Annotated in this window: 20 protein-coding genes; 18 read left to right on the top strand and 2 right to left on the bottom strand. The window is 44.3% G+C overall.

Annotated features, from left to right (window positions below):
• The first annotated feature begins 1 nt into the window (after window position 1).
• Window positions 2-1,207 carry an NADP-dependent isocitrate dehydrogenase gene (locus DW904_RS05345; RefSeq protein WP_118578408.1) on the top strand — a complete coding sequence of 402 codons (1,206 nt, stop codon included), beginning with the start codon at window positions 2-4 and terminating at the stop codon, window positions 1,205-1,207.
• 152 nt (window positions 1,208-1,359) lie between these two features.
• Here the strand turns inward: DW904_RS05345 and DW904_RS05340 are convergent, their stop codons facing one another.
• Window positions 1,360-3,273: an ABC-F family ATP-binding cassette domain-containing protein gene (locus DW904_RS05340; RefSeq protein ID WP_118578407.1), complete on the bottom strand. Its 1,914-nt coding sequence runs from the start codon at window positions 3,271-3,273 to the stop codon at window positions 1,360-1,362.
• A 278-nt stretch (window positions 3,274-3,551) separates the two neighbouring features.
• On the opposite strand from DW904_RS05340, the gene DW904_RS05335 reads away from it, so the two are divergent.
• The 13 genes from DW904_RS05335 (at window position 3,552) to rlmH (ending at window position 18,441) form a co-directional block, all read left to right on the top strand.
• Window positions 3,552-4,205, top strand: coding sequence for a redox-sensing transcriptional repressor Rex (locus DW904_RS05335; protein ID WP_118578406.1), 654 nt, complete (start codon window positions 3,552-3,554; stop codon window positions 4,203-4,205).
• Window positions 4,206-4,284: 79 nt separating this feature from the next.
• Window positions 4,285-5,841, top strand: a complete 1,557-nt coding sequence (locus DW904_RS05330) for an NAD(P)H-hydrate dehydratase (protein ID WP_118578405.1) — start codon at window positions 4,285-4,287, stop codon at window positions 5,839-5,841.
• 74 nt (window positions 5,842-5,915) lie between these two features.
• Window positions 5,916-7,082, top strand: a complete 1,167-nt coding sequence (gene alr, locus DW904_RS05325; protein ID WP_118578404.1) for an alanine racemase — start codon at window positions 5,916-5,918, stop codon at window positions 7,080-7,082.
• A gap of 211 nt (window positions 7,083-7,293) precedes the next feature.
• Window positions 7,294-7,659: a type II toxin-antitoxin system PemK/MazF family toxin gene (locus DW904_RS05320; RefSeq protein WP_118578403.1), complete on the top strand. Its 366-nt coding sequence runs from the start codon at window positions 7,294-7,296 to the stop codon at window positions 7,657-7,659.
• A 143-nt stretch (window positions 7,660-7,802) separates the two neighbouring features.
• On the top strand, window positions 7,803-9,158 hold the full coding sequence (locus DW904_RS05315) for a hemolysin family protein (RefSeq protein WP_118578402.1): 1,356 nt from the start codon (window positions 7,803-7,805) through the stop codon (window positions 9,156-9,158).
• Entirely contained in the window at window positions 9,128-9,856 is a 729-nt protein-coding gene (locus tag DW904_RS05310; protein WP_118578401.1) for a YebC/PmpR family DNA-binding transcriptional regulator, read from the top strand. Before DW904_RS05315 ends, DW904_RS05310 begins: the two co-directional genes overlap by 31 nt.
• 53 nt (window positions 9,857-9,909) lie before the next feature.
• Entirely contained in the window at window positions 9,910-10,644 is a 735-nt protein-coding gene (locus DW904_RS05305; RefSeq protein ID WP_118578400.1) for an ATP-dependent Clp protease proteolytic subunit, read from the top strand.
• 199 nt (window positions 10,645-10,843) lie between these two features.
• A complete protein-coding gene (locus DW904_RS05300) occupies window positions 10,844-11,731 on the top strand; it encodes a sulfide/dihydroorotate dehydrogenase-like FAD/NAD-binding protein (protein WP_118578399.1) in 888 nt (295 codons plus the stop codon).
• Entirely contained in the window at window positions 11,731-13,128 is a 1,398-nt protein-coding gene (gltA, locus tag DW904_RS05295; RefSeq protein ID WP_118578398.1) for an NADPH-dependent glutamate synthase, read from the top strand. Before DW904_RS05300 ends, gltA begins: the two co-directional genes overlap by 1 nt.
• Window positions 13,129-13,399: 271 nt before the next feature.
• The gene (locus DW904_RS05290) at window positions 13,400-14,275 is read left to right on the top strand and encodes an undecaprenyl-diphosphate phosphatase (protein ID WP_118578397.1); all 876 of its coding nucleotides are present in this window, start codon (window positions 13,400-13,402) and stop codon (window positions 14,273-14,275) included.
• 70 nt (window positions 14,276-14,345) lie between these two features.
• Entirely contained in the window at window positions 14,346-17,507 is a 3,162-nt protein-coding gene (locus DW904_RS05285) for a DNA translocase FtsK (protein ID WP_118578396.1), read from the top strand.
• Between the two features lie 151 nt (window positions 17,508-17,658).
• Entirely contained in the window at window positions 17,659-17,961 is a 303-nt protein-coding gene (locus DW904_RS05280) for a Dabb family protein (protein ID WP_118578395.1), read from the top strand.
• Complete coding sequence (gene rlmH / locus DW904_RS05275; protein WP_118578394.1) at window positions 17,962-18,441, top strand: 23S rRNA (pseudouridine(1915)-N(3))-methyltransferase RlmH; 480 nt, start codon at window positions 17,962-17,964, stop codon at window positions 18,439-18,441.
• Between the two features lie 241 nt (window positions 18,442-18,682).
• Here the strand turns inward: rlmH and DW904_RS05270 are convergent, their stop codons facing one another.
• Window positions 18,683-19,840: an aminotransferase class I/II-fold pyridoxal phosphate-dependent enzyme gene (locus DW904_RS05270; RefSeq protein WP_118578393.1), complete on the bottom strand. Its 1,158-nt coding sequence runs from the start codon at window positions 19,838-19,840 to the stop codon at window positions 18,683-18,685.
• A 409-nt stretch (window positions 19,841-20,249) separates the two neighbouring features.
• Between DW904_RS05270 and DW904_RS05265 the strand changes: the two genes are divergently transcribed.
• From DW904_RS05265 to DW904_RS05250, 4 genes are all read left to right on the top strand, one after another.
• A complete protein-coding gene (locus tag DW904_RS05265) occupies window positions 20,250-21,191 on the top strand; it encodes a tRNA-dihydrouridine synthase family protein (protein ID WP_118578392.1) in 942 nt (313 codons plus the stop codon).
• 79 nt (window positions 21,192-21,270) lie between these two features.
• Window positions 21,271-21,819: a DUF2284 domain-containing protein gene (locus tag DW904_RS05260; RefSeq protein WP_118578391.1), complete on the top strand. Its 549-nt coding sequence runs from the start codon at window positions 21,271-21,273 to the stop codon at window positions 21,817-21,819.
• Window positions 21,820-21,893: 74 nt separating this feature from the next.
• Entirely contained in the window at window positions 21,894-22,160 is a 267-nt protein-coding gene (locus tag DW904_RS05255; RefSeq protein ID WP_118578390.1) for a YabP/YqfC family sporulation protein, read from the top strand.
• A 109-nt stretch (window positions 22,161-22,269) separates the two neighbouring features.
• Window positions 22,270-23,469 (top strand): sporulation protein YqfD, encoded by a 1,200-nt coding sequence (locus DW904_RS05250; protein WP_118578389.1) that lies wholly within the window; start codon window positions 22,270-22,272, stop codon window positions 23,467-23,469.
• The last annotated feature ends 27 nt before the right edge of the window (window positions 23,470-23,496 follow it).

Here is a 23,496-nt window from a genome sequence, read left to right as displayed (position 1 = left end):
AATGGGTAAAATTCAAATGCAGACCCCTCTTGTTGAGATGGATGGGGACGAGATGACCAGAATTCTGTGGCAGTTGATCAAGGATGAGCTTCTTCTTCCTTTTATTGATCTGAAGACAGAATACTATGATCTTGGACTGGAATACAGAAATGAGACTGATGACCAGGTAACTATAGATGCAGCGGAAGCCACCAAGAAATACGGAGTTGCTGTTAAATGTGCCACCATTACCCCGAATAAAGCCAGAATGTCTGAGTACAATCTGAAGAAAATGTACAAAAGCCCTAACGGAACTATTCGTGCAATCCTGGATGGAACTGTTTTTCGTGCTCCCATTGTGGTAAAGGGAATCGAGCCATGTGTGAAGAACTGGAAGAAACCTATCACCATTGCCCGTCATGCTTACGGCGATGTATATAAGAATGCCGAGATGTACATTGACAAACCAGGAGATGCTATGCTGGTATTCAAAGGAGAAGACGGCGAGGAGAGAACGGAGCTGATCCATCACTTTGATACTCCAGGCGTGATCCAGGGTGTTCATAACCTGGACAAATCCATTACCAGCTTTGCAAGATGCTGCTTTAATTATGCCTTAGATACGAAACAGGATCTGTGGTTTGGCGGCAAAGATACCATTTCCAAAACATACGATGGCAAATTTAAAGAAATTTTCCATAATATTTATGAAGCTGAGTTTAAGGAAAAATTTGAGGCCGCAGGCATTACGTTCTTCTATAGTCTGATAGATGATGTAGTAGCCCGTGTAATGAAAGCAGAAGGCGGATTTATCTGGGGCTGTAAGAACTATGACGGGGATGTTATGAGTGACATGATTTCCTCTGCATTTGGTTCTCTGGCAATGATGACTTCTGTACTGGTTTCTCCGGATGGATATTATGAGTATGAGGCAGCTCACGGAACTGTACAGAGACATTACTATCGTCATCTGAAAGGAGAGGAGACCTCTACCAACTCTGTAGCAACAATCTTCGCCTGGACCGGTGCTCTGAGAAAAAGAGGTGAGCTGGATCAGAATCAGGAGCTTATAGAGTTCGCAGATAAACTGGAGAAAGCAACCCTTTCCACTATCGAAGGCGGACAGATGACCAAAGACCTGGCACTGATTACTTCTTTAAAAGATGTAAAAGTCCTTAACAGCCGCGAGTTTATTCTTGCAATCAGAGAGAAGCTTGAGGCCATGTAATAAAACAGACAGCTTTAATAAGTTGTTTAAAGTAAAAATGTTAATATTGTTATAAAAAACAGGAACGGTTTCGGATATTTATATTCGAAATTCGTTCCTGTTTTTGAAATAAATATGAAATGTAAGGCTCAAAAGAGCAGGTTACTGGTAATTTATGCCAGCTCCTCCCATTTCTCATAAAGCCCTTCCAGTTCTTCTGCTATAGCAGCTTTTTCCCGGCTGAGCTTCGTGCATTCTGCCACATTCGTACAGATATCTGGCAGAACCATGGTTTCATCAATTTCTTTATCCCTTGTTTCCAGTTCTTCAATCCGTGCTTCCACTTTCTTCAGCTCATTTTCCCGTTTTCTCTTCAGAGCCTGTTCCTCTTTCTGCTGCTGCCAGGTGAGTTTGGTTTCAGAGACGTTTTCCTTAACTTCCTGAGCGGCGGTCTCCTGAACAGGAGCATAAATCCGGGTCATCTCCTCCTTCTTTTCCAGGTAGTAATCATAATCACCGATATAATTGACAATGGCCTGGTTGGTCAGATCCATAATGCGGGTAGCAGTCTGGTTAATAAAATAACGGTCATGGGAAACGTAGAGGACAGTTCCTGTGTAGCTGTTCAGTGCTTCCTCCAGAATCTCCTTGGATGCAATATCCAGATGGTTGGTAGGCTCATCCAGTATCAGGAAGTTGGCTTCTGAGAGCATCAGCTTCGCCAGGGAAACACGGCCACGTTCACCACCAGAGAGAGAGGAGATCAGCTTAAACACATCATCTCCTGTAAAAAGAAAAGCAGCCAGCATATTGCGGATTTCAGTCTCAGTGAGAGTCGGATATGTGTCTGATATCTCCTGGAAAATAGTTTTCTCCATATGCAGAACATGGTGTTCCTGATCATAGTATCCGATCTGAACCTTGGAACCCAAGGCAAAGCGTCCTGCATCAGCATCCACAATTCCATTGAGAATCTTCAAAATTGTGGTCTTACCAGTACCATTGTTGCCAATCAGGGCAACACGCTCCCCACGTTTGATTTCAAAATTAATATCTGTAAACAAAGTCTGTCCCGGGAAAGCCTTGGAAAGTCCTTCTACAGTAAGTACATCATTTCCACTGATAAAACGTGGTTCTAGGGAAATACGCATCTGGTTATCAATTTCAATTGGTTTCTCAATGCGCTGGATTTTGTCCAGCATTTTTACACGGCTCTCAGCACGCTTAATGGATTTCTCGCGGTTAAAGGAGCGGAGCTTGGTGATAACAGCCTCCTGATGTTTGATCTCTCTTTGCTGGTTCAGGTAAGCCTTGTACTGGGCGTCACGCAGCTGCGCTTTTTTCAGGGCATAAGCGGAATAGTTGCCTTCGTACATTCTCATCTGGGCAGCCTCGATCTCCACGATCTTGGTAACTACCTTGTCCAGAAAATAACGGTCATGAGAAACGATAAATACAGCGCCCGGGTAGTTGAGAAGATAGGTCTCAAGCCATGCAATGCTCTCCATATCCAGATGGTTGGTAGGCTCGTCCAGAAGAAGAATATCCGGTTTGGAAATCAGAAGCTTGCCAAGTGCAACCCGGGTTTTCTGACCTCCGGAAAGGTTCTCAATCTGTTTGCCGTAGTCTTCTTCTTCAAATCCAAGACCTTTTAAAACACCTACGATTTCACTTTTATAAGCGTAGCCGTTTTCCAGCTCAAACTGGTGAGTCAGGCGGGTGTAGCTGTTCATCAGGCTCTCAAGTTTGTCTCCTGCTACGTATTTCATTTCCTGCTCCAGAGAACGGATCTTGTCCTCCATATCCAAAATGTACTGCTTGGTGGTCATCAGTTCTTCGTAAATGGTGTGATGACCGTGGATATCCTGGTACTGGGCCAGATAACCGATCTTCTTATCCTTGGCAATGACCACCTGACCGGAATCCGCGGAAATCTCCTCCATGATAATACGAAGAAGAGTTGTTTTCCCCGCACCGTTATTGCCGATGAGAGCGGCCTTTTCCCGTTCTTCTATGTGAAAAGAAGCATCCTGCAGGATCACCTTTTCCCCAAAAGATTTGCAGATGCTCTGACATGATAAAATCATAAGTTCCTCCTTAAAAAGGCGGTTCTGTATACACAGAAACAGCATTATTAGAATGTTCAATAGTATATTATACTTGAAAAATTTATTTTTTGAAAGAATAATTGTCAAATCACAAAAAAATTTGCAAAAATTTGTAATTCTGCACAACTTTAATTGACAAGAAAATAACATTTCGGTATAATTGACATAGTGTTACGCGGGCTGCCGTTTACAGGTAATGTTCCGCGATGCGTTTTTAGCGGAAAAATACAGGCAGCGGAAACAAGGAGGGGAACATTTTGGATGCAAAAGAGATCTCAAAGGCGGTAATTAAGAGATTGCCAAGATATTATCGCTATCTGGGGGAGCTGATGGAAGAGAAGGTGGAACGTATATCTTCCAACGACTTGAGTAAAAAAATGCATGTGACTGCTTCGCAGATCCGACAGGATTTAAATAATTTCGGCGGTTTTGGACAGCAGGGATATGGATATAATGTAGAATATCTTTATACAGAAATTGGTAAAATACTGGGACTGGACACTATTCATCCCATGATCATCCTGGGTGCAGGTAATCTGGGACAGGCACTTGCCAATTATGGAGACTTCGAAAAACGTGGCTTCCGCCTGGTAGGGATTTTTGACGTAAACCCGGTTTTGGAGGGGATTTCCGTTCGCGGGATTGAGATTCAGATGGTTAGCAGTCTCCCGGAATTTATCAGGGAGAATCAGGTGGAGATTGCCATTCTGACCCTGCCGAAGAATAAGGCCAAGGAGATGGCGAAGGTTCTTATTGACAATGGAATCAAGGCAATCTGGAATTTTGCCCATACAGATCTTGATGCCCCGGAGGATGTGATCGTGGAGAATGTTCATCTGTCCGAGAGCCTGATGGCTCTGTCTTACAACTTAAGCCAGTATCGTAACGAACATAAAGAAAACAAAGAATAAAAGTCAAAGAGGACTGCTGCTTGTCTCGCTGAAGGATTTACAGGAGACCGGGCGGCAGTTTTGCATTAGGAGTGGCCTTATGAAAAAAGTTGTAACCTGCAGTCAGATGAAGCTGCTTGACCATGGCACTATTCATAATATGCATGTTTCCTCCCTGGTTCTCATGGAGAGGGCGGCACTTGCCACAGCAGAAGAGATCCGGAAATATCTGGAAAAGAAAAACGGTTCTGCTAATTTGAAAAAAGAACGGATTCTGACCGTCTGCGGATCTGGCAATAACGGAGGTGACGGCATTGCCATTGCAAGACTTCTGCATCTGGCGGGAATCCGTTCTGAGATTTATCTTGCAGGAAATCCGGATAAAATGACAGAAGAAACCCGACATCAGTGGGATATTGCCATGAGCTACCAGGTACCGGTAATGAATAACCCTGTATGGGATGAATATACTGTTATAGTAGACGGAATTTTCGGCGTTGGACTCTCCAGAGAGATTACCGGGAATTACAAAGAGATAATTGACCATATGAATGAAGCTCCTGCGTATAAAGCAGCGGTGGATATTCCGTCTGGCATTCATGGAGATACGGGAGCTGTTCTTGGAACTGCTTTTGAGGCAAATCTTACCGTAACATTTGCGTATAAAAAACGTGGGCTTTGTCTGTATCCGGGAAGAGCTTATGCTGGCAGAACTGTGGTGGCGGATATTGGAATTTATGACCGGGACCGTGATGGCAGTGAGCTTGCAAGCAAGGCTGCCTGGCATATAGAAAAATCTGACGTGAAAACTCTTCCGGCAAGAAAACCATGGGGAAATAAAGGAACATTTGGCAAGGTCCTTCTTGTAGCGGGCTCAAAGGGAATGTGCGGAGCAGCCTGTCTGAGTGCCAGTGCAGCACTTCATGGAGGCACCGGAATGGTGAAGATCCAGACTGTGGAAGAGAACCGGATTCCTTTACAGAGCCTTTTGCCTGAGGCAATGCTGACCAGCGAATTTGATGAGGAAGCCAATAAGAAAAATTTAAACTGGTGTGATGTGCTGGTGATCGGTCCAGGGCTTGGAACTGAAGGCTCAGGAAAGGAAAGAATGCTTTGGTTCCTGGAAAACGGAGCAAAAGCAGGAAAGCCTGTTATACTGGATGCAGATGGTCTGAATATTCTGGCAATGCATCCACAGTGGATGAAATTCATAGGGGAACAGACCATTCTCACACCCCACATGGGCGAGATGAGCCGTCTTTGCGGCTTGGATGTATCAGAACTAAAGGAAGACCCTGTAGCCCGTGCATATCAGTATGCAGAGAAAAGTGGCGGTGTTCTGGTACTGAAAGACGCATGTACAGTAGTGACTGACCGGAATGAAAAGCTGTATCTGAATCTTTCTGGTAATTCGGGAATGGCCACAGCAGGAAGCGGAGATGTGCTTTCCGGTATTATCGCATCTGTTCTCTGCATGTATTTAAGCTGTGAGGAAGAACGGGAGCTTTCCTATAAAGCTGCCATGGCGGTGTATATTCACGGTCTTTGCGGTGATATTGCCAGAGAGAAAAAAGGATCTCACGGCATGACGGCGAAGGATATGATCGAAGCCCTGCCGGAAGTTTTGAAACTGGCAGAAGTTCAGAGTAAAGGATGAGAATTGTGACGTACATTTTGCAGAACGCCTTTTGAGGCATGCTCTGATAAATTTAGAAAATCGAGGAAAATGTTATGGAAAAATACAGCAGAATCAAAGCATTGATTTCTCTTGATGCAATCAGATATAATTTTGAACAGATGAAGAAGAACATAAAAGAGGGAACAAAGATCATCGCAGTGATCAAAGCGGATGCATATGGTCACGGTGCAGTACCTATTGCGAGAATGCTTGAGGAATTTGATTATATATGGGGATTTGCTGCGGCTACAGCCCAGGAGGCATTACAGCTTCGAAAAGCCGGGATCACAAGACCGATTCTGATCCTGGGACTGGTATTTGAAGAATATTATAAGAAACTTGCCGAAAATGATGTGCGCATGGCCGTCTGTGATTATGAGACAGCCAGAAAGTTTAACAAAGCTGCTGAAGCAGCGGGCAAAAAAGGTCTGATCCATCTGGCTGCGGATACCGGCATGACCAGGATCGGATTTAAGGACAGCGAAGAGAGTCTGGAGGAAATCCGCAGAATTGCAGCTCTTCCCAATGTGGAAATTGAAGGTTTATTCACTCACTTTGCAAGAGCAGATGAATACGACCGTACCCCGGCAATGGTTCAGCTGAAACGATATCTTGATTTTGCGGATCTTCTGGAAAAAAATGGAATCCATATTCCACTGCATCACTGTTCCAATAGTGCCGGAATAATCCGTGTACCGGAAGCCAACCTGAACATTGTCCGTGCCGGAATTACCATTTATGGAATTTATCCCTCTGAGGAAGTGGAAAAAGACATTGTAATGCTGAAACCTGTAATGTCCCTAAAGAGTCATGTTTCCTACGTGAAAGATGTGGAGCCGGGGGTTCAGGTAAGCTACGGTGGAACCTACACGACAGATCATGTTACAAAGATGGCGACGATTCCTGTTGGATATGCAGATGGATACCCAAGAATGCTTTCTAATAAAGGCTGGGTTCTGATTCATGGAAAAAAAGCGCCGATCTGTGGCAGAGTCTGTATGGATCAGTTTATGGTAGATGTGACAGAAATCCCGGATGTAAAGACAGGGGATGAAGTGACACTGCTTGGAAAAGATGGGGATGAGGTTATCAGTGCAGATACACTGGGAGATTTGTCCGGCCGTTTTTCTTATGAATTTGTATGTAATATCAGCAAACGTGTGCCAAGAATCTATATCCGCGATGGGAAAGAGTGCGGCGAGCTGACATATTTTGACTGAGCATACCCAGACAAATTGTGACGCGTATCCTTTGGAAAGCCTTTTGCAGGTATGCGTCAGGTAAGAACAATATAGACGGAAAGGGTTCCGTTACCGGCTTTTATAAGAACCCGTAACGAATTACGGGAAAAATACCACACATGTATACACATGAAAAAAGTTGGAAATACTTATTTTCAGAAAAGTAAAAGTAAAACGGAGTGTGAATTGTGTGGTAATTAAAAGAGGGGATATTTTTTATGCGGATCTTCGGCCCGTGGTGGGAAGCGAGCAGGGAGGTATCCGACCGGTACTTATTATTCAGAATGATGTAGGCAACAGACATAGTCCTACCGTGATCTGCGCAGCGATTACATCCAAAATGAACAAGGCGAAGCTGCCCACCCATATTGAGATTGATGCATCGGCCTATGGAATTGAAAAAGATTCTGTAATTTTGTTAGAACAGCTTCGCACCATTGACAAGAGAAGATTAAAAGATAAAGTATGTCACCTGGACGGTCCTATGCTTGACAAGGTGAACCATGCTCTTGAAATCAGCCTGGAGCTACATTCTCTTGACGAAAAGAAATTTTAGTGATATAGTTGTAAAGTCTCAGCGGCATTGACTGCCGCAATTGCACATTCGTGCTGCTGTGGAATAAGGAAGCAGCAGTATGTTTTCGTTACTGCGAAGGTAATAAGCAGTAACGCTGTCTAGGAGGAACAAAGGTTTAATATATGGAATCTGGCAGTAGTATGCCCCTGGCGGGCTTTGTCATTTTATTATTGCTTTTGTGGCTGAATGGTATTTTTTATGGATTTTCAGCTGCAGTGCACAATCTGAGCGAAAACGAAGTGGAGAAACGGGCGCAGGAAGGAGATAAGAAAGCAGTCTTTCTTCTTTCCCTGATCAACAATCCTGTTTCATTCGTCAATGCGATTCCGCTGATTGTTATGGCTTCCGGAGTCTGTTTCGGAGCATTTATCGTTCCATGGGCTACCAAGACCTTTCATCCCTACATAAAGCATTTGGCTGCATTGATCCTGGTGCTTGCACTGGTGATCATTCTGCTTGCGTCTCTTGGTATTCTTACATTTAGGAGAATCGGAACCTATCACCCGGAGAAATATGCATATCGGTATATGAAGATTGTAGGATTTTTTACCAGGATCCTGTACCCTTTTACTATGTGCGTAACCTTTATTGCCAAGCTGGCAGCAAGACCATTTGGTGTTGCTTTTAATCAGTCGGAGGATCCGGTGACGGAGGAAGAGATCATTTCCATTGTAGATGAAGCCCATGAGCAGGGTGTCATTGAGGAGAACGAAGCAGAGATGATCCAGAATATCATGGAGTTTACGGACACTGAAGCCAAGGACATTATGACGCATCGCAAGAATGTGATCGCATTTGATGAGGAGGACAATCTTCAGACCATTGTGGATACCATGCTTGAGGAAGGAAATTCCCGTTATCCTGTATTTAGAGAGACGATAGATAATATAGTAGGAATTATTCATTATAAAGATGCTTTGAAATTTCTCACCAGGAATTCCTGGGCGAAGTTCAAACCCCTTAAGGATCTGCCGGGATTGATCAGAGAAGCTTCTTTTATTCCGGAGACAAGGGGAATCAGTGATCTTTTCAAATCCATGCAGATGAAGAAAATTCATATGGCAGTGGTAGTGGACGAGTATGGACAGACTTCAGGAATTGTCTCAATGGAAGATATTCTGGAGGAAATCGTAGGAGATATTCTGGATGAATACGATGAAGACGACAGTACGTTCCGGACGCAGAAGGATAACAGTGTGATCATTGACGCACTGGCGTATCTGGAAGATGTAGCGGAAGAGCTTGGAATTGATTTCGGTAAAGTGGAATTTGAGACCTTAAATGGTTATCTGACGAATCTTCTTGGACATATTCCCACAGAAGATGATCTGGATAAAGAAATTGTTGTAAACGGCTACCGTTTCAGAATTCTTTCCCTTGGCAACAAAACCATCGGAAAGGTGCGGGCCGAAAAGATAAAAAAAGAACCAAAAGGAGAGGATAAGAAATGTCAGGACATTCAAAATTCGCAAACATAAAGCACAAGAAAGAAAAAAACGATGCTAAAAAAGGAAAAATCTTTACCATCATCGGTCGTGAGATCGTAATGGCTGTTAAAGCAGGTGGTCCGGATCCGAACAACAATGGTAAGCTTCGTGACGTTATTGCAAAGGCAAAGGCAAACAACATGCCAAACGATACCATTGAGCGTGGTATTAAGAAAGCAGCCGGTGCTGATTCCGCAGACAGTTATGAGAAAGCTGTATACGAAGGATATGGTCCGAATGGTGTTGCCATCATCGTTGAGACTCTGACTGATAACAAGAACCGTACAGCCAGCAACGTAAGAAACGCTTTTACAAAGGGTAACGGAAGCATTGGAACCCAGGGCTGTGTATCCTATATGTTCGATCAGAAGGGTCAGATCATCATCGACAAGGAAGAGTGCGAGATGGACGCTGACGAACTGATGATGACCGCTCTTGATGCAGGTGCTGAGGATTTCAACGAAGAAGAGGACAGCTATGAAGTTCTCACTGCTCCGGATGATTTAGGTGCAGTACGCGAGGCTCTTGAGGCCGCAGGTGTTCCGCTTCTTGAGGCACAGGTTGCCATGATCCCGCAGACAACTGTTGAACTGACAGATGAGAAATCCCTTAAGGATATCCAGAGAATCCTTGATCTTCTGGATGATGACGACGATGTAACAGATGTATGGCATAACTGGGACGAATAATTTAATCAGATTTGCAGATACTACCTCCATACGATTGTGTGGAGGTATTTTTTATGCAGCAAAGAGAGGATAATGAAGCAGAAAGTGAAAAAAAAGAATCTGTAGAAAAAGAAGAACAGCAAAATAAGCAGATCCGTGATATGGGACAGGTTATTTTAAATGAGAATTCCAATAAATACAAAGTGGAACTTCTGACGATCATCGGTGAGGTAGAGGGGCACGAATCGGCGCCGTCTCACAGCAAAACTACCAAATATGAGCATGTTTTGCCAAAGCTTGCCATGATCGAGGATGACAAGTCTGTGGACGGGCTTCTGGTTTTGCTTAATACTGTGGGCGGTGACGTGGAAGCTGGCCTTGCCATTGCAGAGATGATCGCCTCTTTAAGCGTGCCTACAGTATCCCTGGTACTTGGAGGCGGTCACTCCATTGGTGTTCCCATGGCTGTATCTGCAGATTATTCTTTTGTAGTTCCCAGTGCCACCATGGTGATCCACCCTGTTCGCACAAATGGCATGTTTATTGGCGTCGCCCAGTCCTACCGCAACATGGAGAAAATCCAGGACCGGATCACCACCTTCATTTCCAGTCACACTCACATGTCCCAGGAAAGACTGGAAGAACTAATGCTGGACACTACGCAGCTGGTAAAAGATGTGGGAACTATGTTAGAAGGTCCGGAGGCAGTGAAAGAAGGTCTAATCGATGAAGTTGGAGGAATGAAAGAAGCTCTTGGGAAATTATATGATTTAATTGGGAAAGAGAAAAGCAAATCCCCTGAAAAATGAAAAATTATACATTTTTTGGAAAAAATATAAGAAAAACAGGAGAATTTTATTTTACTAACCTGTCTTTTTGTGCTATAGTGTTATAGGATATGACCGACACAAGTGTCCATACAGCGGACATATACATGAAGTGACGGTTAAATATAGGTTACTGCCCGCGGAGTGAGCAGCAACAAATATAGTACTTCAGGAGGGAACTATGTATAAGATACTCAACGCAGAGAAACTTTCTGCAAATGTTTTTCTTATGGATGTGGAAGCTCCTCGTGTGGCTAAGCATTGTCTGCCTGGCCAGTTCGTCATCGTGAAAATGGACGAAGTAGGAGAGAGAATTCCGCTTACAATCTGCGATTATGATGCAGAGAAAGGTACTGTAACAATCGTTTTCCAGCCGGCTGGAGCTTCAACAACCAGAATGGCCCAGCTGAAAGCAGGCGATTACTTCGAAGATTTTGTTGGACCTCTGGGACAGCCATCTGAGCTTTGCCATGAAGATCTCGAAGAGCTTAAGAAGAAAAAAATCGTTTTCGTAGCAGGTGGTGTTGGTACAGCTCCTGTATATCCTCAGGTGAAATGGCTTCACGAGCATGGCATTACCGCTGATGCGATTGTTGGTGCCAAGACAAAGGATCTCCTTATTCTTGAGGACAAGATGAAAGAAGTATGTAATCTGTATGTTACTACAGATGATGGTTCTTATGTACGTAAAGGTATGGGTACAGATGTACTTCGTGACCTTGTGCAGAATCAGGGCAAAGAGTATGATCTCTGCGTTGCAATCGGACCGATGATCATGATGAAATTTGTCTGCCTGTTAACAAAAGAACTGAACATTCCTACAGTTGTCAGCATGAACCCGATCATGGTAGACGGAACCGGTATGTGCGGAGCCTGTCGTTTAATGGTTGGCGGCGAAGTGAAATTTGCCTGCGTAGACGGACCGGAATTTGATGGACATAAAGTTGATTTCGACCTTGCCATGAAGAGACAGCAGATGTATAAGACCGAAGAGGGACGTGCTCTTCTGAAGCTTCAGGAAGGCGATACCCATCACGGCGGATGCGGACATTGTGGAGGTGACAAATAATGGCAGATGTATTAAAGAAAGTACCAGTCAGAGAGCAGGCTCCTAAGGTTCGTGCTACTAACTTTGAAGAGGTTTGCCTTGGTTACAATAAAGAAGAGGCAATGGAAGAAGCAAACAGATGCCTTGGCTGTAAGAAAGCAAAATGTATGGAAGGATGCCCGGTATCTATCAATATCCCAGGCTTCGTTCATGAAGTAAAAGAAGGAAACTTTGAAAAAGCTTACCAGATCATCGGTGAGTCCAGTGCTCTTCCGGCTGTTTGCGGACGTGTATGTCCTCAGGAGACACAGTGCGAGGGTAAATGTATCCGCGGTCTGAAAGGGGAAGCTGTTTCCATTGGTAAACTGGAGCGTTTCGTTGCTGACTGGGCGAAGGAGAATGGTATCAAACCAGTTCCGGCTACACAGAAGAACGGACATAAAGTTGCAGTGATCGGTTCCGGTCCTTCCGGACTTACCTGCGCCGGAGATCTTGCAAAGATGGGTTACGATGTAACAATCTTCGAGGCACTTCACAAAGCTGGTGGAGTTCTTGTTTATGGTATTCCGGAATTCCGTCTTCCAAAAGACAAAGTAGTTGCAGCAGAGGTTGAGAACGTAAAATCTCTGGGTGTTAAGATTGAGACCAACGTTATCATTGGTAAATCCGTAACAATCGACGAGCTTCTTAAAGATGAGGGCTTTGAGGCTGTATTTATCGGATCCGGTGCCGGACTTCCTATGTTCATGGGAATCCCGGGTGAGCAGGCTAACGGTGTATTCTCCGCTAACGAGTACCTGACACGTAACAACCTTATGAAAGCATTCCGTGAGGATTATGATACTCCGATCGCACATGGCAAGAAGGTTGCTGTTGTTGGTGGTGGTAACGTTGCTATGGACGCTGCAAGAACTGCACTTCGTCTTGGCGCAGAGGTACATATTATTTATCGTCGTTCAGAAGCAGAGCTTCCTGCACGTAAAGAGGAAGTTCATCACGCAAAAGAAGAGGGCGTACAGTTTGATCTTCTCTGCAATCCTGTTGAGATCCTTACAGATGACAAAGACTGGGTAACCGGTATTAAATGTATCCGTATGGAGCTTGGCGAGCCGGACGCTTCCGGAAGAAGACGCCCTGTTGAGATTCCTGGTTCTGAGTTTACCATCGATGTTGATACTGTTATCATGTCCCTTGGTACAAGCCCGAACCCGCTGATTTCTTCTACAACCATCGGTCTTGATGTAAACAAGAGAAAATGTATCATTGCTGACGAAGAGTTTGGTAAGACTTCAAAAGAAGGCGTATATGCTGGTGGAGATGCTGTTACAGGTGCTGCCACTGTTATCCTTGCTATGGGAGCAGGTAAAGCAGGTGCACGCGGCATCGATGAGTATATTAAGAGCAAATATGCAAAATAAAAGCTGCTGGCCTCAAAATGGACAGTAACAAATATATGCACCTTTTTTCTGAGAAGTAAGAAGGTATGAGTTCCCTGTCTGGGATTTCGGTTTGAAATCTCAGGCAGGGTTTTTTCTATATATTATAGCGTGTTTGAAAAATCATTCCTGCAATCTGCAGACAAAACAGTCGTTCGATTAAAGTTGTATCTTTGCCTGCTTTGTGGTATAATAGGTACGCTTGACGGGTTTTTGCGGCCCGTCTTATCCCAAAGAAAAGGAAATATTGAATATGTCAGTTTTACAGGCGATTTTATTAGGAATTGTTCAGGGAATCACGGAGTTTCTTCCTGTGAGCAGTTTCGGACATCTGGCAGCCATAGAAAATGCAATGGGAATTACACGAAACACTGCAGTCCTTTTTGAAGTGCTTCTTCACATAGGCACGATGGTGGCAGTTTTTTTTGCATTCCATGAGGATCTTCGCCGGATCGGAGAGGAGCTTCTGGGCATGATCATGGATATAATCGGGAATGTAAATATCTATTTTCACAACAGGAAAACCGGTGAGAATCTCCACTATGCCAGAGTGGTGCACGGAACATACCGTAAATTTACAGCGATTATGGCTGTATCATTTATTCCCACAGCATTGCTTGGATACATTTGCAGAAGACTGGTGACAAGAGCGGCGATTTCCCCGCTTCTTCCAGGAGCATGTATCCTTGTGACAGGAGTGTTTCTTCTTGTGACAGACCTCAGTAATATCGGTGGAATCAAGACACCGAAAGATGTGACTTATGACAATGCCATGTGGATTGGAATTTGTCAGGGGATTTCCGTATTTCCAGGTATATCCAGATGTGGAATGACGATTTGTGCAGGCTTATTATGCGGTTTCAGCAGGAAATTTGCAGTGAAATATTCTTATCTTATCAGCATTCCGGCAGTTCTGGGCTCTCTTTTTCTGGAGCTTGGACAGTTTACCACGCCAAAGATGAGTGTGTCTCTTGGATTTACCTATGTCTTTGGTATGATCGTGGCGGGAGTAGTTGGATATTTTATGATACGCAATCTGCTCCGCATTTTGCAGCATGCGAAACTGCGCTATTTCGCATTTTACTGTTTTGTGGCAGGAGCCATAGCGCTTATTAGCAATTTTGCATAACTGTCCGGCAGGAAAGCTTACAGAAACACGGATCGGTTACAAATTTGCCTGATGAAGGGGGAACTTTTTAATGGCAGCGTCTAATACGCCGAAGAAATCAACAACCAAACGTGGTACATCCGCGAAGAAAAAATCTTCCGCACGTACTCAGTCTAAAAAGAATACAGCAGGAAAGCAGTCAATATCCAGCGGTTTTCAGACGGAAATCATACTTCTGGTGCTGATGGCGGCAGCGATCATTCTTATGGTAAGTTGTGTCGGACTTGGTGGAAATGTCGGAGGAAGCATCAGCAAGGTACTCATGGGAGTAATGGGACTGATGGCTTATATTTTTCCCGTTGTACTTTTTATTATGGCAGCATTTCTGATCTCCAATAAGGGAAATGTGCTTGCTTATAAAAAAACAGCCGCCGCCGCAGTTCTGTTTCTGATCTGCTGTGGACTGGCACAACTTTTTACAGAAGGCTATACAGAAAGTACAACTCTTGCAGAATATTACAGGATCAGTTCTGAGTATCGTACTGGTGGCGGAGCCATTGGAGGCGCAATCTGTATTTCTACAATCTCCGCATTTGGAACCATCGGTGCTTATGTGATCATTGTACTTGTGATCCTGGTATGTTTGATCCTGATCACGCAGCATTCTTTCCTGGGATTTTTGTATAAGGTTTATGATAAGATCCTGGAAGCTGTGAAGGGGCAGCAGGCGCTCTATCAGGAGGGAGCACCGGAGCGTCAGCTGAAGAAGCAGCTGAAAGTCCAGCAGCGCCAGCTGGCAGCCCAGGAGCGCCGTGAGAAAAGGATGCAGGAGCTGGAGGCTGCACTTGCCGAAGAAGGGATTGCTTCAGATATGGTGGAAGAACCATCCCGTTTTGAGAAAAAGGCAGCCAAACAGAAAGGGAAAAAGGCTTCCAGGACAGCTGGAAATGATTCCAGGGCAAATTCCCGGATGAGAATGCGTGGAAATAACCAGACCCGGGGCAGAAGAGGAGAAAACCTGGATTCTACAAGCTTTCTTGCAGGGACAGATTTATTTGAAGATAGAAATTCCGAGGAAAGCGGGGAATCTGTGGATCAGGAATTTCCTTTAAATCCAGAGAATGCCATGAATCCGGGAGATGCAGGATCACTGGAGAATATGACTACAGTGAATGGAGAATTTTCCGAGAGTGCTTCTGCTCAGAATCTTCCGATTAATACAGGAAAGTATGTGGATATCAGTGAGTATCGGGTCCAGGATGATGATCTGTCAATTGATGACAGAGAATCACAGGAGGAAACACAGCTGCAGTTTGCAATTCACCGTTCTGAGCCAGAGCAGTCAGACGAGCCAGATCTGAATACGAGCGCCTCCTCTGGACAAGATGATCCTGTACCGTCATATTCTATGGAAAAGGATACCACGGAAGAGGACGGTACTGTCTATATGAAAAATCCAGTTAGCAGTGACCAACCAGCTGAGGCAGAGGAAGAAGAAAACAGTTATGATGGAGTGGATTTTAATGAAGCTATGGCTACCATGCAGAATGCAGTTGCTTTGACGAGAGATACTTCTGGCGCAGCAGGTGGCGCTGCCCATGGATCTCCGGCAACTTCTGGCTTCCACTCTTCTGAAGCTTCTGACGAAATGGCAGCGGGGAATGGAGTTTCGGATGAAACTACTTCCCGTCAGTCGGCGAAGAATCCTAAGTCTTCCAGGCAGGAGATTGCCAACGGAATTGTAAATATCCAGCATGAGATCAAAACCCAGGAAGCGGCGCTGAAAAAGGAATATCAGTATCCGCCTGTGAATCTTCTGAAACGTGGAAATGGGAAATCCCAGGGAGATTCTGATTCCCATCTTCGAAAGACAGCTCAGAAATTACAGGAAATCCTGTATAATTTCGGAGTAAATGCCAAGGTTACAAACGTAAGCTGCGGACCTACAGTTACCAGGTATGAGCTGCAGCCGGAAATGGGTGTAAAGGTAAGCAAGATCGTAGGTCTCTCTGATGATATCAAGCTGAATCTTGCCGCGCCGGATATCCGTATCGAAGCTCCGATCCCGGGTAAAGCAGCTGTAGGTATCGAGGTACCAAATAAAGAACACAGTGCGGTTATGCTCCGTGATCTGATCCAGAGCCCGGAGTTTATGAATGCCAAATCCAAGCTGGCTTTTGCTGCTGGTAAAGATATTGAGGGTAAGACGATCGTGGCAGATATTGCCAAGATGCCCCACCTTCTGATCGCAGGTTCCACCGGATCTGGTAAATCTGTTTGTATCAATACACTTATTATCAGTATTTTATATAAAGCCAAGCCAGACGAGGTTAAGCTGATCATGATTGACCCGAAAGTGGTAGAGCTTAGTGTTTATAATGGTATCCCGCATCTGTTCATTCCGGTTGTCACAGATCCGAAGAAAGCTGCGGGGGCTCTGAACTGGGCAGTAAATGAGATGAGTAACCGTTACAATACTTTTGCAGAGTATGGGGTACGAAATCTGGAAGAGTTTAACCGCAAGATTGAGAAGATGAAGTTCCCGGAGGGAGAGCAGCGCCCTGAGAAAATGTGTCAGATCGTCATTATCGTAGATGAGCTTGCAGACCTTATGATGGTTGCACCAGGGGATGTGGAGGACGCTATTTGTCGTCTGGCCCAGCTGGCCCGTGCTGCAGGCATCCATCTGGTTATTGCTACCCAGAGACCGTCTGTCAATGTTATTACCGGTCTTATTAAAGCGAACATGCCGTCACGTATTGCCTTTGCAGTTACTTCCGGTGTGGATTCCAGAACCATTCTGGATATGAACGGCGCAGAGAAGCTTCTTGGTAAAGGAGATATGCTGTTTTATCCGCAGGGCTACCAGAAGCCTGCCAGACTGCAGGGAGCCTTTGTTTCAGATGACGAAGTCAGTAATATTGTGGATTTCCTTGCAGATAAAAATCCACGGACAGATTACGACAATAAGATTGAACAGCAGATGAACAATGCGGTTCTTACAGCTGGCGGAAGCTCCGGCGGCAATGAGCGGGATGTCTATTTCGAGCAGGCGGGTAAGTTCATTATTGAGAAGGAAAAGGCTTCCATCGGTATGCTGCAGAGAATGTATAAGATTGGATTTAACCGCGCAGCCCGTATTATGGACCAGCTGTGCGATGCAGGGGTTGTAGGACCGGAAGAGGGCACCAAGCCACGTAAGGTACTTATGTCTATGGAGGAATTCCAGACATATGTGGAAGAACATTTATAGGAAATTAATTCATGTTATGAAAATTTGTATATGAATAATAGCACAGAGCCTGTCTAAATACGTTTAAAATAAACTATGAGGACGGATTATCAGAAGTATGAATTGGAGTAATAGTTAAGAAAATATAATACATGTAAAGGAGACAATAAAAATGGTAAAACATATGGTAATGTGGTCATTTAAAGAAGAGATTCCTGAGGAGAAGAAGCCTGAATTAAAAGCACAGATCAAAGAACATCTTGAAGGTCTGGTTGGTGTTGTGCCAGGGCTCATTAAGGCAGAGGTTGTTACAGACCTTCTTCCATCCAGCACACGTGATTTGTGCCTGATCACTGAGCTGGAGAGCGCTGAGGCACTGGCTGCCTATGCAGTAAATCCGAATCATGTTCATGTTGCGGACACTTACGTAAGACCAAATGTATGCGACCGTGTAGCAATGGACTTTGAGGTGTAAATGGAAATTCGTATTATCACAGTTGGAAAAATTAAAGAGAAATACCTGAATGATGGAATTGCAGAGTACGCCAAGCGCCTTGGCCGCTACTGTAAGTTGAATTTTATCCAGGTGCCAGATGAGAAGACTCCGGATAAAGCTTCCGATGCGCTGAACCGTCAGATCAAAGAGACGGAGGGCAATCGGCTTCTTAGCCATATTCGCGATACAGATTATGTGATTGCACTTGCTATAGAGGGTAAAATGCTGGATTCTGTAGAGCTTTCTGACCTGATTGCCAGATTAGGCGTTCAGGGAAAAAGCAGCATTGCCTTTGTGATCGGAGGATCACTTGGGCTTTCTGATGCTGTTTTGAAACGGGCAGATTATAAGCTCAGTTTTTCAAGAATGACGTTTCCGCATCAATTGATGCAGATGATTCTGTTGGAACAAATTTACAGGGGATATCGGATTATGAATCATGAGCCTTATCATAAATAATGAGATTTCATTTTTGTAAAGTTCCATAAATGATAATTACAGACACAAGAACTCCCAGATGTTAGAGCATGTTCGAGGCAGCTAACATCCGGGAGTTTATTAGTTTACACGAGCAATCAGTCAAAACCTAAAGCCGACGTTTGTGTAAGTTTCTGGTGATTGCTGCCATAACGCGCAAAACGTGTGGTGTACGGTTTGTTAAAGCTTGCAATATATTTGAAGATAAATTTGGAAGTGGTACTTAAATTCCACTTGTACGGATAGATTCCACAGCCTCTTTGATTTTCTCTGGTGGAAGTACCAGCGCGAAGCGCACATATCCTTCCCCATGAGGACCAAAGCTTGCGCCAGGAGTAACGATGACACCGGCTTTTTCCATTAATTCCATACAGAATGCCATGCTGTCCGTGCGTTTTCCCGGAAGCTTTGCCCATACGAACATAGTTCCTTTGCCGTTTGGCTTCTCCCAGCCAATGGAAGCAAGTCCGTCGCATAGAGCATCACGGCGTGCCTGGTATTGTCTGCATTGTTCTTTTACGCTGTCCAGAGGTCCCTCCAGGGCAGCGATAGCAGCTTTCTGGATTGGCAGGAACATACCGAAATCGATCTGGCTGCGAAGCTTTTTAAGAGCAGAGATGATTTCTGGATTTCCAATGAGAAAGCTGATTCTGGCGCCGGTTACGTTAAAGGATTTGGAAAGGCTGAAAAATTCAACACCAACCTCCCGCGCACCAGGAGTGGCAAGAAAACTTCCACCTTCCACGCCATCAAAGATAATGTCGCTGTATGCATTGTCATGGATAATTAAAATATCGTATTTTTTTGCAAATGCAACAATTTCTTCATAAAGTCCTGGTGTAGCAATGCTGCCTACCGGGTTGGATGGAAGAGAGACTACCATGTAACGGGCCTTGCGAGCCACATCTTCCGGAATATTCTTTACATATGGCAGGAAATCATGCTCTGCTACAAGCGGATAGTAGTAAGGAACCGCGCCTCCTAATTTGCTTCCTGCTGCGAAAACCGGATAGCACGGATCTGGAAGAAGAACCACGTCTCCCTCGTCGCATAAAGTCATGCCAAGATGTCCCATGCCTTCCTGACTGCCATAAACGGACATTACCATATCCGGTGTGATTTCCACATGGAAGCGCTTCTTGTAATATGCACAGACCGCATCCAGAAGCTCAGGCAGATCGCGGAGACTGTAACGCCAGTTCTGATCGTCAGCAGCAGCTTCCATCAGTGCTTTCTTAATATGATCCGGTGTATGGAAATCCGGCGTTCCAACACTCATGTTGTAGATCTTCTTTCCCTGTTTCTCAAGTTCAAGCCGCCTTTCATTGAGCGCGGCAAAAATTTCATCTCCAAATAAATTCAGTCTTTTGGAAAAATTCATCGTAAGTAAGCCTTCTTTCTCTCAAAATGCCAAACCAATAGGTTTATGCTAAAATCCTGTTTATTTTATCACAGTACTACAACAGAGTGCAAGACAAAAATGTATTTTCGGGAAAGACATTTGTATTGCTAATAGCAAACGAAAATGGATGGCTGCCGTGCACTGCCAGATTTAGGGGTAAAGTTCTTTTTTGTATAAATTTTAGAAAAAAATAGCAGCAGACACTTAAGAGGGCATTGTCTAAAAATAGAGAAACGTGTATAATTGGCTATATCAAACCAAGGGAGGAAAAGAAAATGAAGAAGTTTCTCGAAGAATTTAAGGGATTTTTTGCATGGTGAAAGCTCTGAATAAAGCAGCTGAGAAAATCCCCCCCTTGATTTGAATAAAAAGACATGCGAGGATATAAATGAAAGACTACATGGCCCCTATGGAGGGCGTGACAAACTTTGTATACCGCCGGACTTATCACCGGTTTTATCATCCCATGGATAAATATTTTACTCCGTTTATTTCTGCCAAGCCGAAGAAAAACCTGAGCTTCCAGGAAATTTGCGAGGTGTCACCGGAGCGGAATGAGGGAATGTACGTGGTTCCCCAGATCCTGACCTGCAATGCAGATGATTTTATCCGTACTGCCCAGCTTTTGAAAGATGATTACGGACACCAGGAAGTGAACCTGAATCTTGGTTGTCCTTCTGGAACAGTTACAGCGAAGGGAAAGGGTGCCGGATTTCTGGCAGAGCCCCAGAAGCTGGATCAGTTCCTGGATCAGATTTTTTCGAAACTTGATATGAAAATTTCCATAAAGACCAGAATTGGAACTCACTACGAGGAAGACTGGGAGTATCTGCTGGCCATTTATGAAAAATATCCCATTCATGAACTGATCATCCACCCAAGGATTCAGACAGATATGTATCGCGGAGTGCCGCGGCTCGGAGCTTATGAGAAGGCTGTAAACCGTCTGAAAATGCCACTTTGCTATAATGGGAATCTGTTTTCTGCAGCTGATTATAAGCGGATTACAGAGCGTTTTCCAGACACTTGCTGCTTCATGTATGGAAGAGGGCTGATCACGAATCCGGGGCTGGTAACTGAGATCCGGGAAGGCATTCGTCCGAATAAAAAGACAGTAAGAGAATTCCATGATTGTCTTTTCGAAGAGTATCGGGAACTTCTTTCCGGCGAACGGAATGTGCTGTTCCGTATGAAAGAATTATGGAGCTATATGGCCGTTAATTTTACAAATTATGAGAAATATGCCAAGAAAATCAAGAAATCCCAGCATCTGTCAGAGTATTCGTCTGTGGTATCCAGTTTATTTGCAGAGCAGGATTTGATAGATTAAGTATTTTGGATATTTAGAACGCTGAAAGGATCCCCCTTGGCGGGCTAAATAGCAATAAATAATTCGAAAGAGGAATAACATGTTAAATACCGATCGTTTTGAAGAATTTATATCTCAGTATCCCATTTATGAATACCGCCTTGTGGATACTGCTGAAATAGAGGTAAGGGAGCGGGTGCGGATCATCTGCAAACAGGAGTGTGAGCGCTATGGCACCACCTGGGCTTGTCCCCCTGCTGTGGGCAGCCTGGAAGAATGTGGGAAGCGAATCCACAGTTATCCAAATGGAATTCTTTTTTCCAGTGTGGCAGAGGTTTCTGATGTGATGAACATGGCGGAAATGCTTGCCACCCGAGATGCTCACGAGGAGCTGACTACAGAGGTAGCCGGATTTTTAAAAGGGGAGGGATTTGAGACATTTACCCTGTCCACTGAATCCTGCGATCTTTGCGAGCATTGTGCCTATTTAGACGGAAAGCCCTGTCGCTTCCCTGAGAAAATGCATCCCTGCCTGGAAAGTCACGGTGTAGTGGTAAATGAGCTGGTAGAGCATCATTCCATGGAATATAATCTTGGCGGAAATACCATTCTGTGGTTTTCTCTGGTGCTTTTTCGCCAGAGAGCGTGATCTGTTAACTGTAAATCAGAATGAAAAGAAAACCTCCCGCATAAGCTAGAGATAAAGACCGGGAGGCTTTTTTTATGTCTGTATCAGAACGTTTTATGACAGCTATGGAACTTCCTGGTGACCTGTCCTGTAAAGCCCCTATTATAACGATTACCGGACCGTCGCAGGTACAGATTGAAAATTATAAAAGCATCTTATCCTATACAAGCGAGAAATTAATCGTGGTTACCTGCCAGGGACGCGTGATCCTTCAAGGGAAAAATCTGGAAATATTTCATTACACTACTTGGGAAATGGAAATAAAAGGGCAGATTTTGTCGGTAATGTTAGAGCGTGTTTGAAAAATCATTCCCGCAGTCTGCAAGCTCCGGTTTGCGGTATATTTCACCTAAATTCGGTTGCCGTCCGGCAGTACATCGTAAATCCAATATAAATGGAGGCGAGATTAAAATGAATAACCCCGAAAAAATACTCCATGGATTTTTAGAACTTTCAGTATCCGGTGACCAGCTGGAACGCTTCCTGAATTTGTGCCACGCCAGAGCTGTCTCTTTGGAAAGAATCCGTTATCTGTCAGAAAAAAACATAACAACTCGCATTTCCATAAATGATTTCCGAAAACTCCTTCCCATACATAGAAAGACCAGAGTCCGTATCCATATTCTGAAAAAAATAGGTTTGCCGTTTTTGCTGCTCAGAATCCAAAAACGCAAGTGCTTTACAGCCGGGTTCCTTCTCTGTGTGGTCTTGCTGCTCTGGCTCTCTGGCCACATCTGGAATATCCACATTGATGGAAATGTAAAAAATTCCACCCCTCAGCTTCTGGAATTTCTGGACCAGCAGGGAATTACTCATGGGATCCGTAAAAATCAGGTTAACTGTACCCGGATTGCCGACCTTCTCAGGAAAAACTACCCGGATATTACTTTTGTTTCTGCCAGGGTTCAGGGTACCCGGCTTCTTCTTACCATTCAGGAAGAAAACCTCACAGAAGATATCCAGCAAACCAACTCCCCATGCAATCTGATTTCCGACCTGGATGGAAAAATTGTGAATATGGTTATCAGAAATGGAACTCCACTTGTTAAAACTGGAGACATTTGCAAACAGGGTGATATTCTGGTATCTGGCGAGGTGCCGATCCTGAACGACAGTCAGGAAGTTGTACGTGTGGAATACGTTCCGGCAGACGCAGACATCTATGTGCGTCATCAGATTGCCTATTATCAGGAGGTCCCCCTTTCCTATGAAAAAAAGGTTCAAAGCGGCACTTCAAAAACCAGCTGGTATTTTCGTGTTGGTGACTTCGTTTTTGGCGCAGATACAGGAAAAAAATCCAGATATATAACCTCAACGGAAGAAATCCCTTGGAAACTTACCGAGAATTTCGTCCTTCCTTTTTCCCTGGGAAAAATCACCCGAACACCTTATAAGATACAGAGCACAGTTTACACGAAAGAACAGGCTCAGAAGAAAGCAGTACAGCAGCTGAGAATATATGAACAAAAACTTCTGAATAAAGGAATCCGGATTGCAGATTCTCGGTTGTCAGTCACATTTGACAGTACAAATTGTACTGTGCAGGGTACATTGACAGTAGACGAAAAAAGCGGAAAGAAGCAGAATATAGAATTCAGTCAGGAATCATAAGTGTTGAAAAACAATCTTTAGAGTGGT

The sequence above is a fragment of the Ruminococcus sp. AM42-11 genome (genome assembly GCF_003480145.1).
Lineage (GTDB): Bacteria > Bacillota > Clostridia > Lachnospirales > Lachnospiraceae > Blautia_A > Blautia_A faecis.
This window is presented reverse-complemented; position numbering and strand designations above follow the sequence as displayed.

What these genes read in the sequence shown, in the direction of transcription:
- DW904_RS05345 (WP_118578408.1), top strand. Translation starts at nt 2, where the DNA reads ATGGGTAAAATTCAAATGCAGACCCCTCTTGTTGAGATGGATGGGGAC.
- DW904_RS05340 (WP_118578407.1), bottom strand. Translation starts at nt 3,273, where the DNA reads ATGATTTTATCATGTCAGAGCATCTGCAAATCTTTTGGGGAAAAGGTG.
- DW904_RS05330 (WP_118578405.1), top strand. Translation starts at nt 4,285, where the DNA reads ATGAAAAAAGTTGTAACCTGCAGTCAGATGAAGCTGCTTGACCATGGC.
- alr (WP_118578404.1), top strand. Translation starts at nt 5,916, where the DNA reads ATGGAAAAATACAGCAGAATCAAAGCATTGATTTCTCTTGATGCAATC.
- DW904_RS05315 (WP_118578402.1), top strand. Translation starts at nt 7,803, where the DNA reads ATGGAATCTGGCAGTAGTATGCCCCTGGCGGGCTTTGTCATTTTATTA.
- DW904_RS05310 (WP_118578401.1), top strand. Translation starts at nt 9,128, where the DNA reads ATGTCAGGACATTCAAAATTCGCAAACATAAAGCACAAGAAAGAAAAA.
- DW904_RS05305 (WP_118578400.1), top strand. Translation starts at nt 9,910, where the DNA reads ATGCAGCAAAGAGAGGATAATGAAGCAGAAAGTGAAAAAAAAGAATCT.
- DW904_RS05300 (WP_118578399.1), top strand. Translation starts at nt 10,844, where the DNA reads ATGTATAAGATACTCAACGCAGAGAAACTTTCTGCAAATGTTTTTCTT.
- gltA (WP_118578398.1), top strand. Translation starts at nt 11,731, where the DNA reads ATGGCAGATGTATTAAAGAAAGTACCAGTCAGAGAGCAGGCTCCTAAG.
- DW904_RS05290 (WP_118578397.1), top strand. Translation starts at nt 13,400, where the DNA reads ATGTCAGTTTTACAGGCGATTTTATTAGGAATTGTTCAGGGAATCACG.
- DW904_RS05285 (WP_118578396.1), top strand. Translation starts at nt 14,346, where the DNA reads ATGGCAGCGTCTAATACGCCGAAGAAATCAACAACCAAACGTGGTACA.
- DW904_RS05280 (WP_118578395.1), top strand. Translation starts at nt 17,659, where the DNA reads ATGGTAAAACATATGGTAATGTGGTCATTTAAAGAAGAGATTCCTGAG.
- rlmH (WP_118578394.1), top strand. Translation starts at nt 17,962, where the DNA reads ATGGAAATTCGTATTATCACAGTTGGAAAAATTAAAGAGAAATACCTG.
- DW904_RS05270 (WP_118578393.1), bottom strand. Translation starts at nt 19,840, where the DNA reads ATGAATTTTTCCAAAAGACTGAATTTATTTGGAGATGAAATTTTTGCC.
- DW904_RS05265 (WP_118578392.1), top strand. Translation starts at nt 20,250, where the DNA reads ATGAAAGACTACATGGCCCCTATGGAGGGCGTGACAAACTTTGTATAC.
- DW904_RS05260 (WP_118578391.1), top strand. Translation starts at nt 21,271, where the DNA reads ATGTTAAATACCGATCGTTTTGAAGAATTTATATCTCAGTATCCCATT.
- DW904_RS05255 (WP_118578390.1), top strand. Translation starts at nt 21,894, where the DNA reads ATGTCTGTATCAGAACGTTTTATGACAGCTATGGAACTTCCTGGTGAC.
- DW904_RS05250 (WP_118578389.1), top strand. Translation starts at nt 22,270, where the DNA reads ATGAATAACCCCGAAAAAATACTCCATGGATTTTTAGAACTTTCAGTA.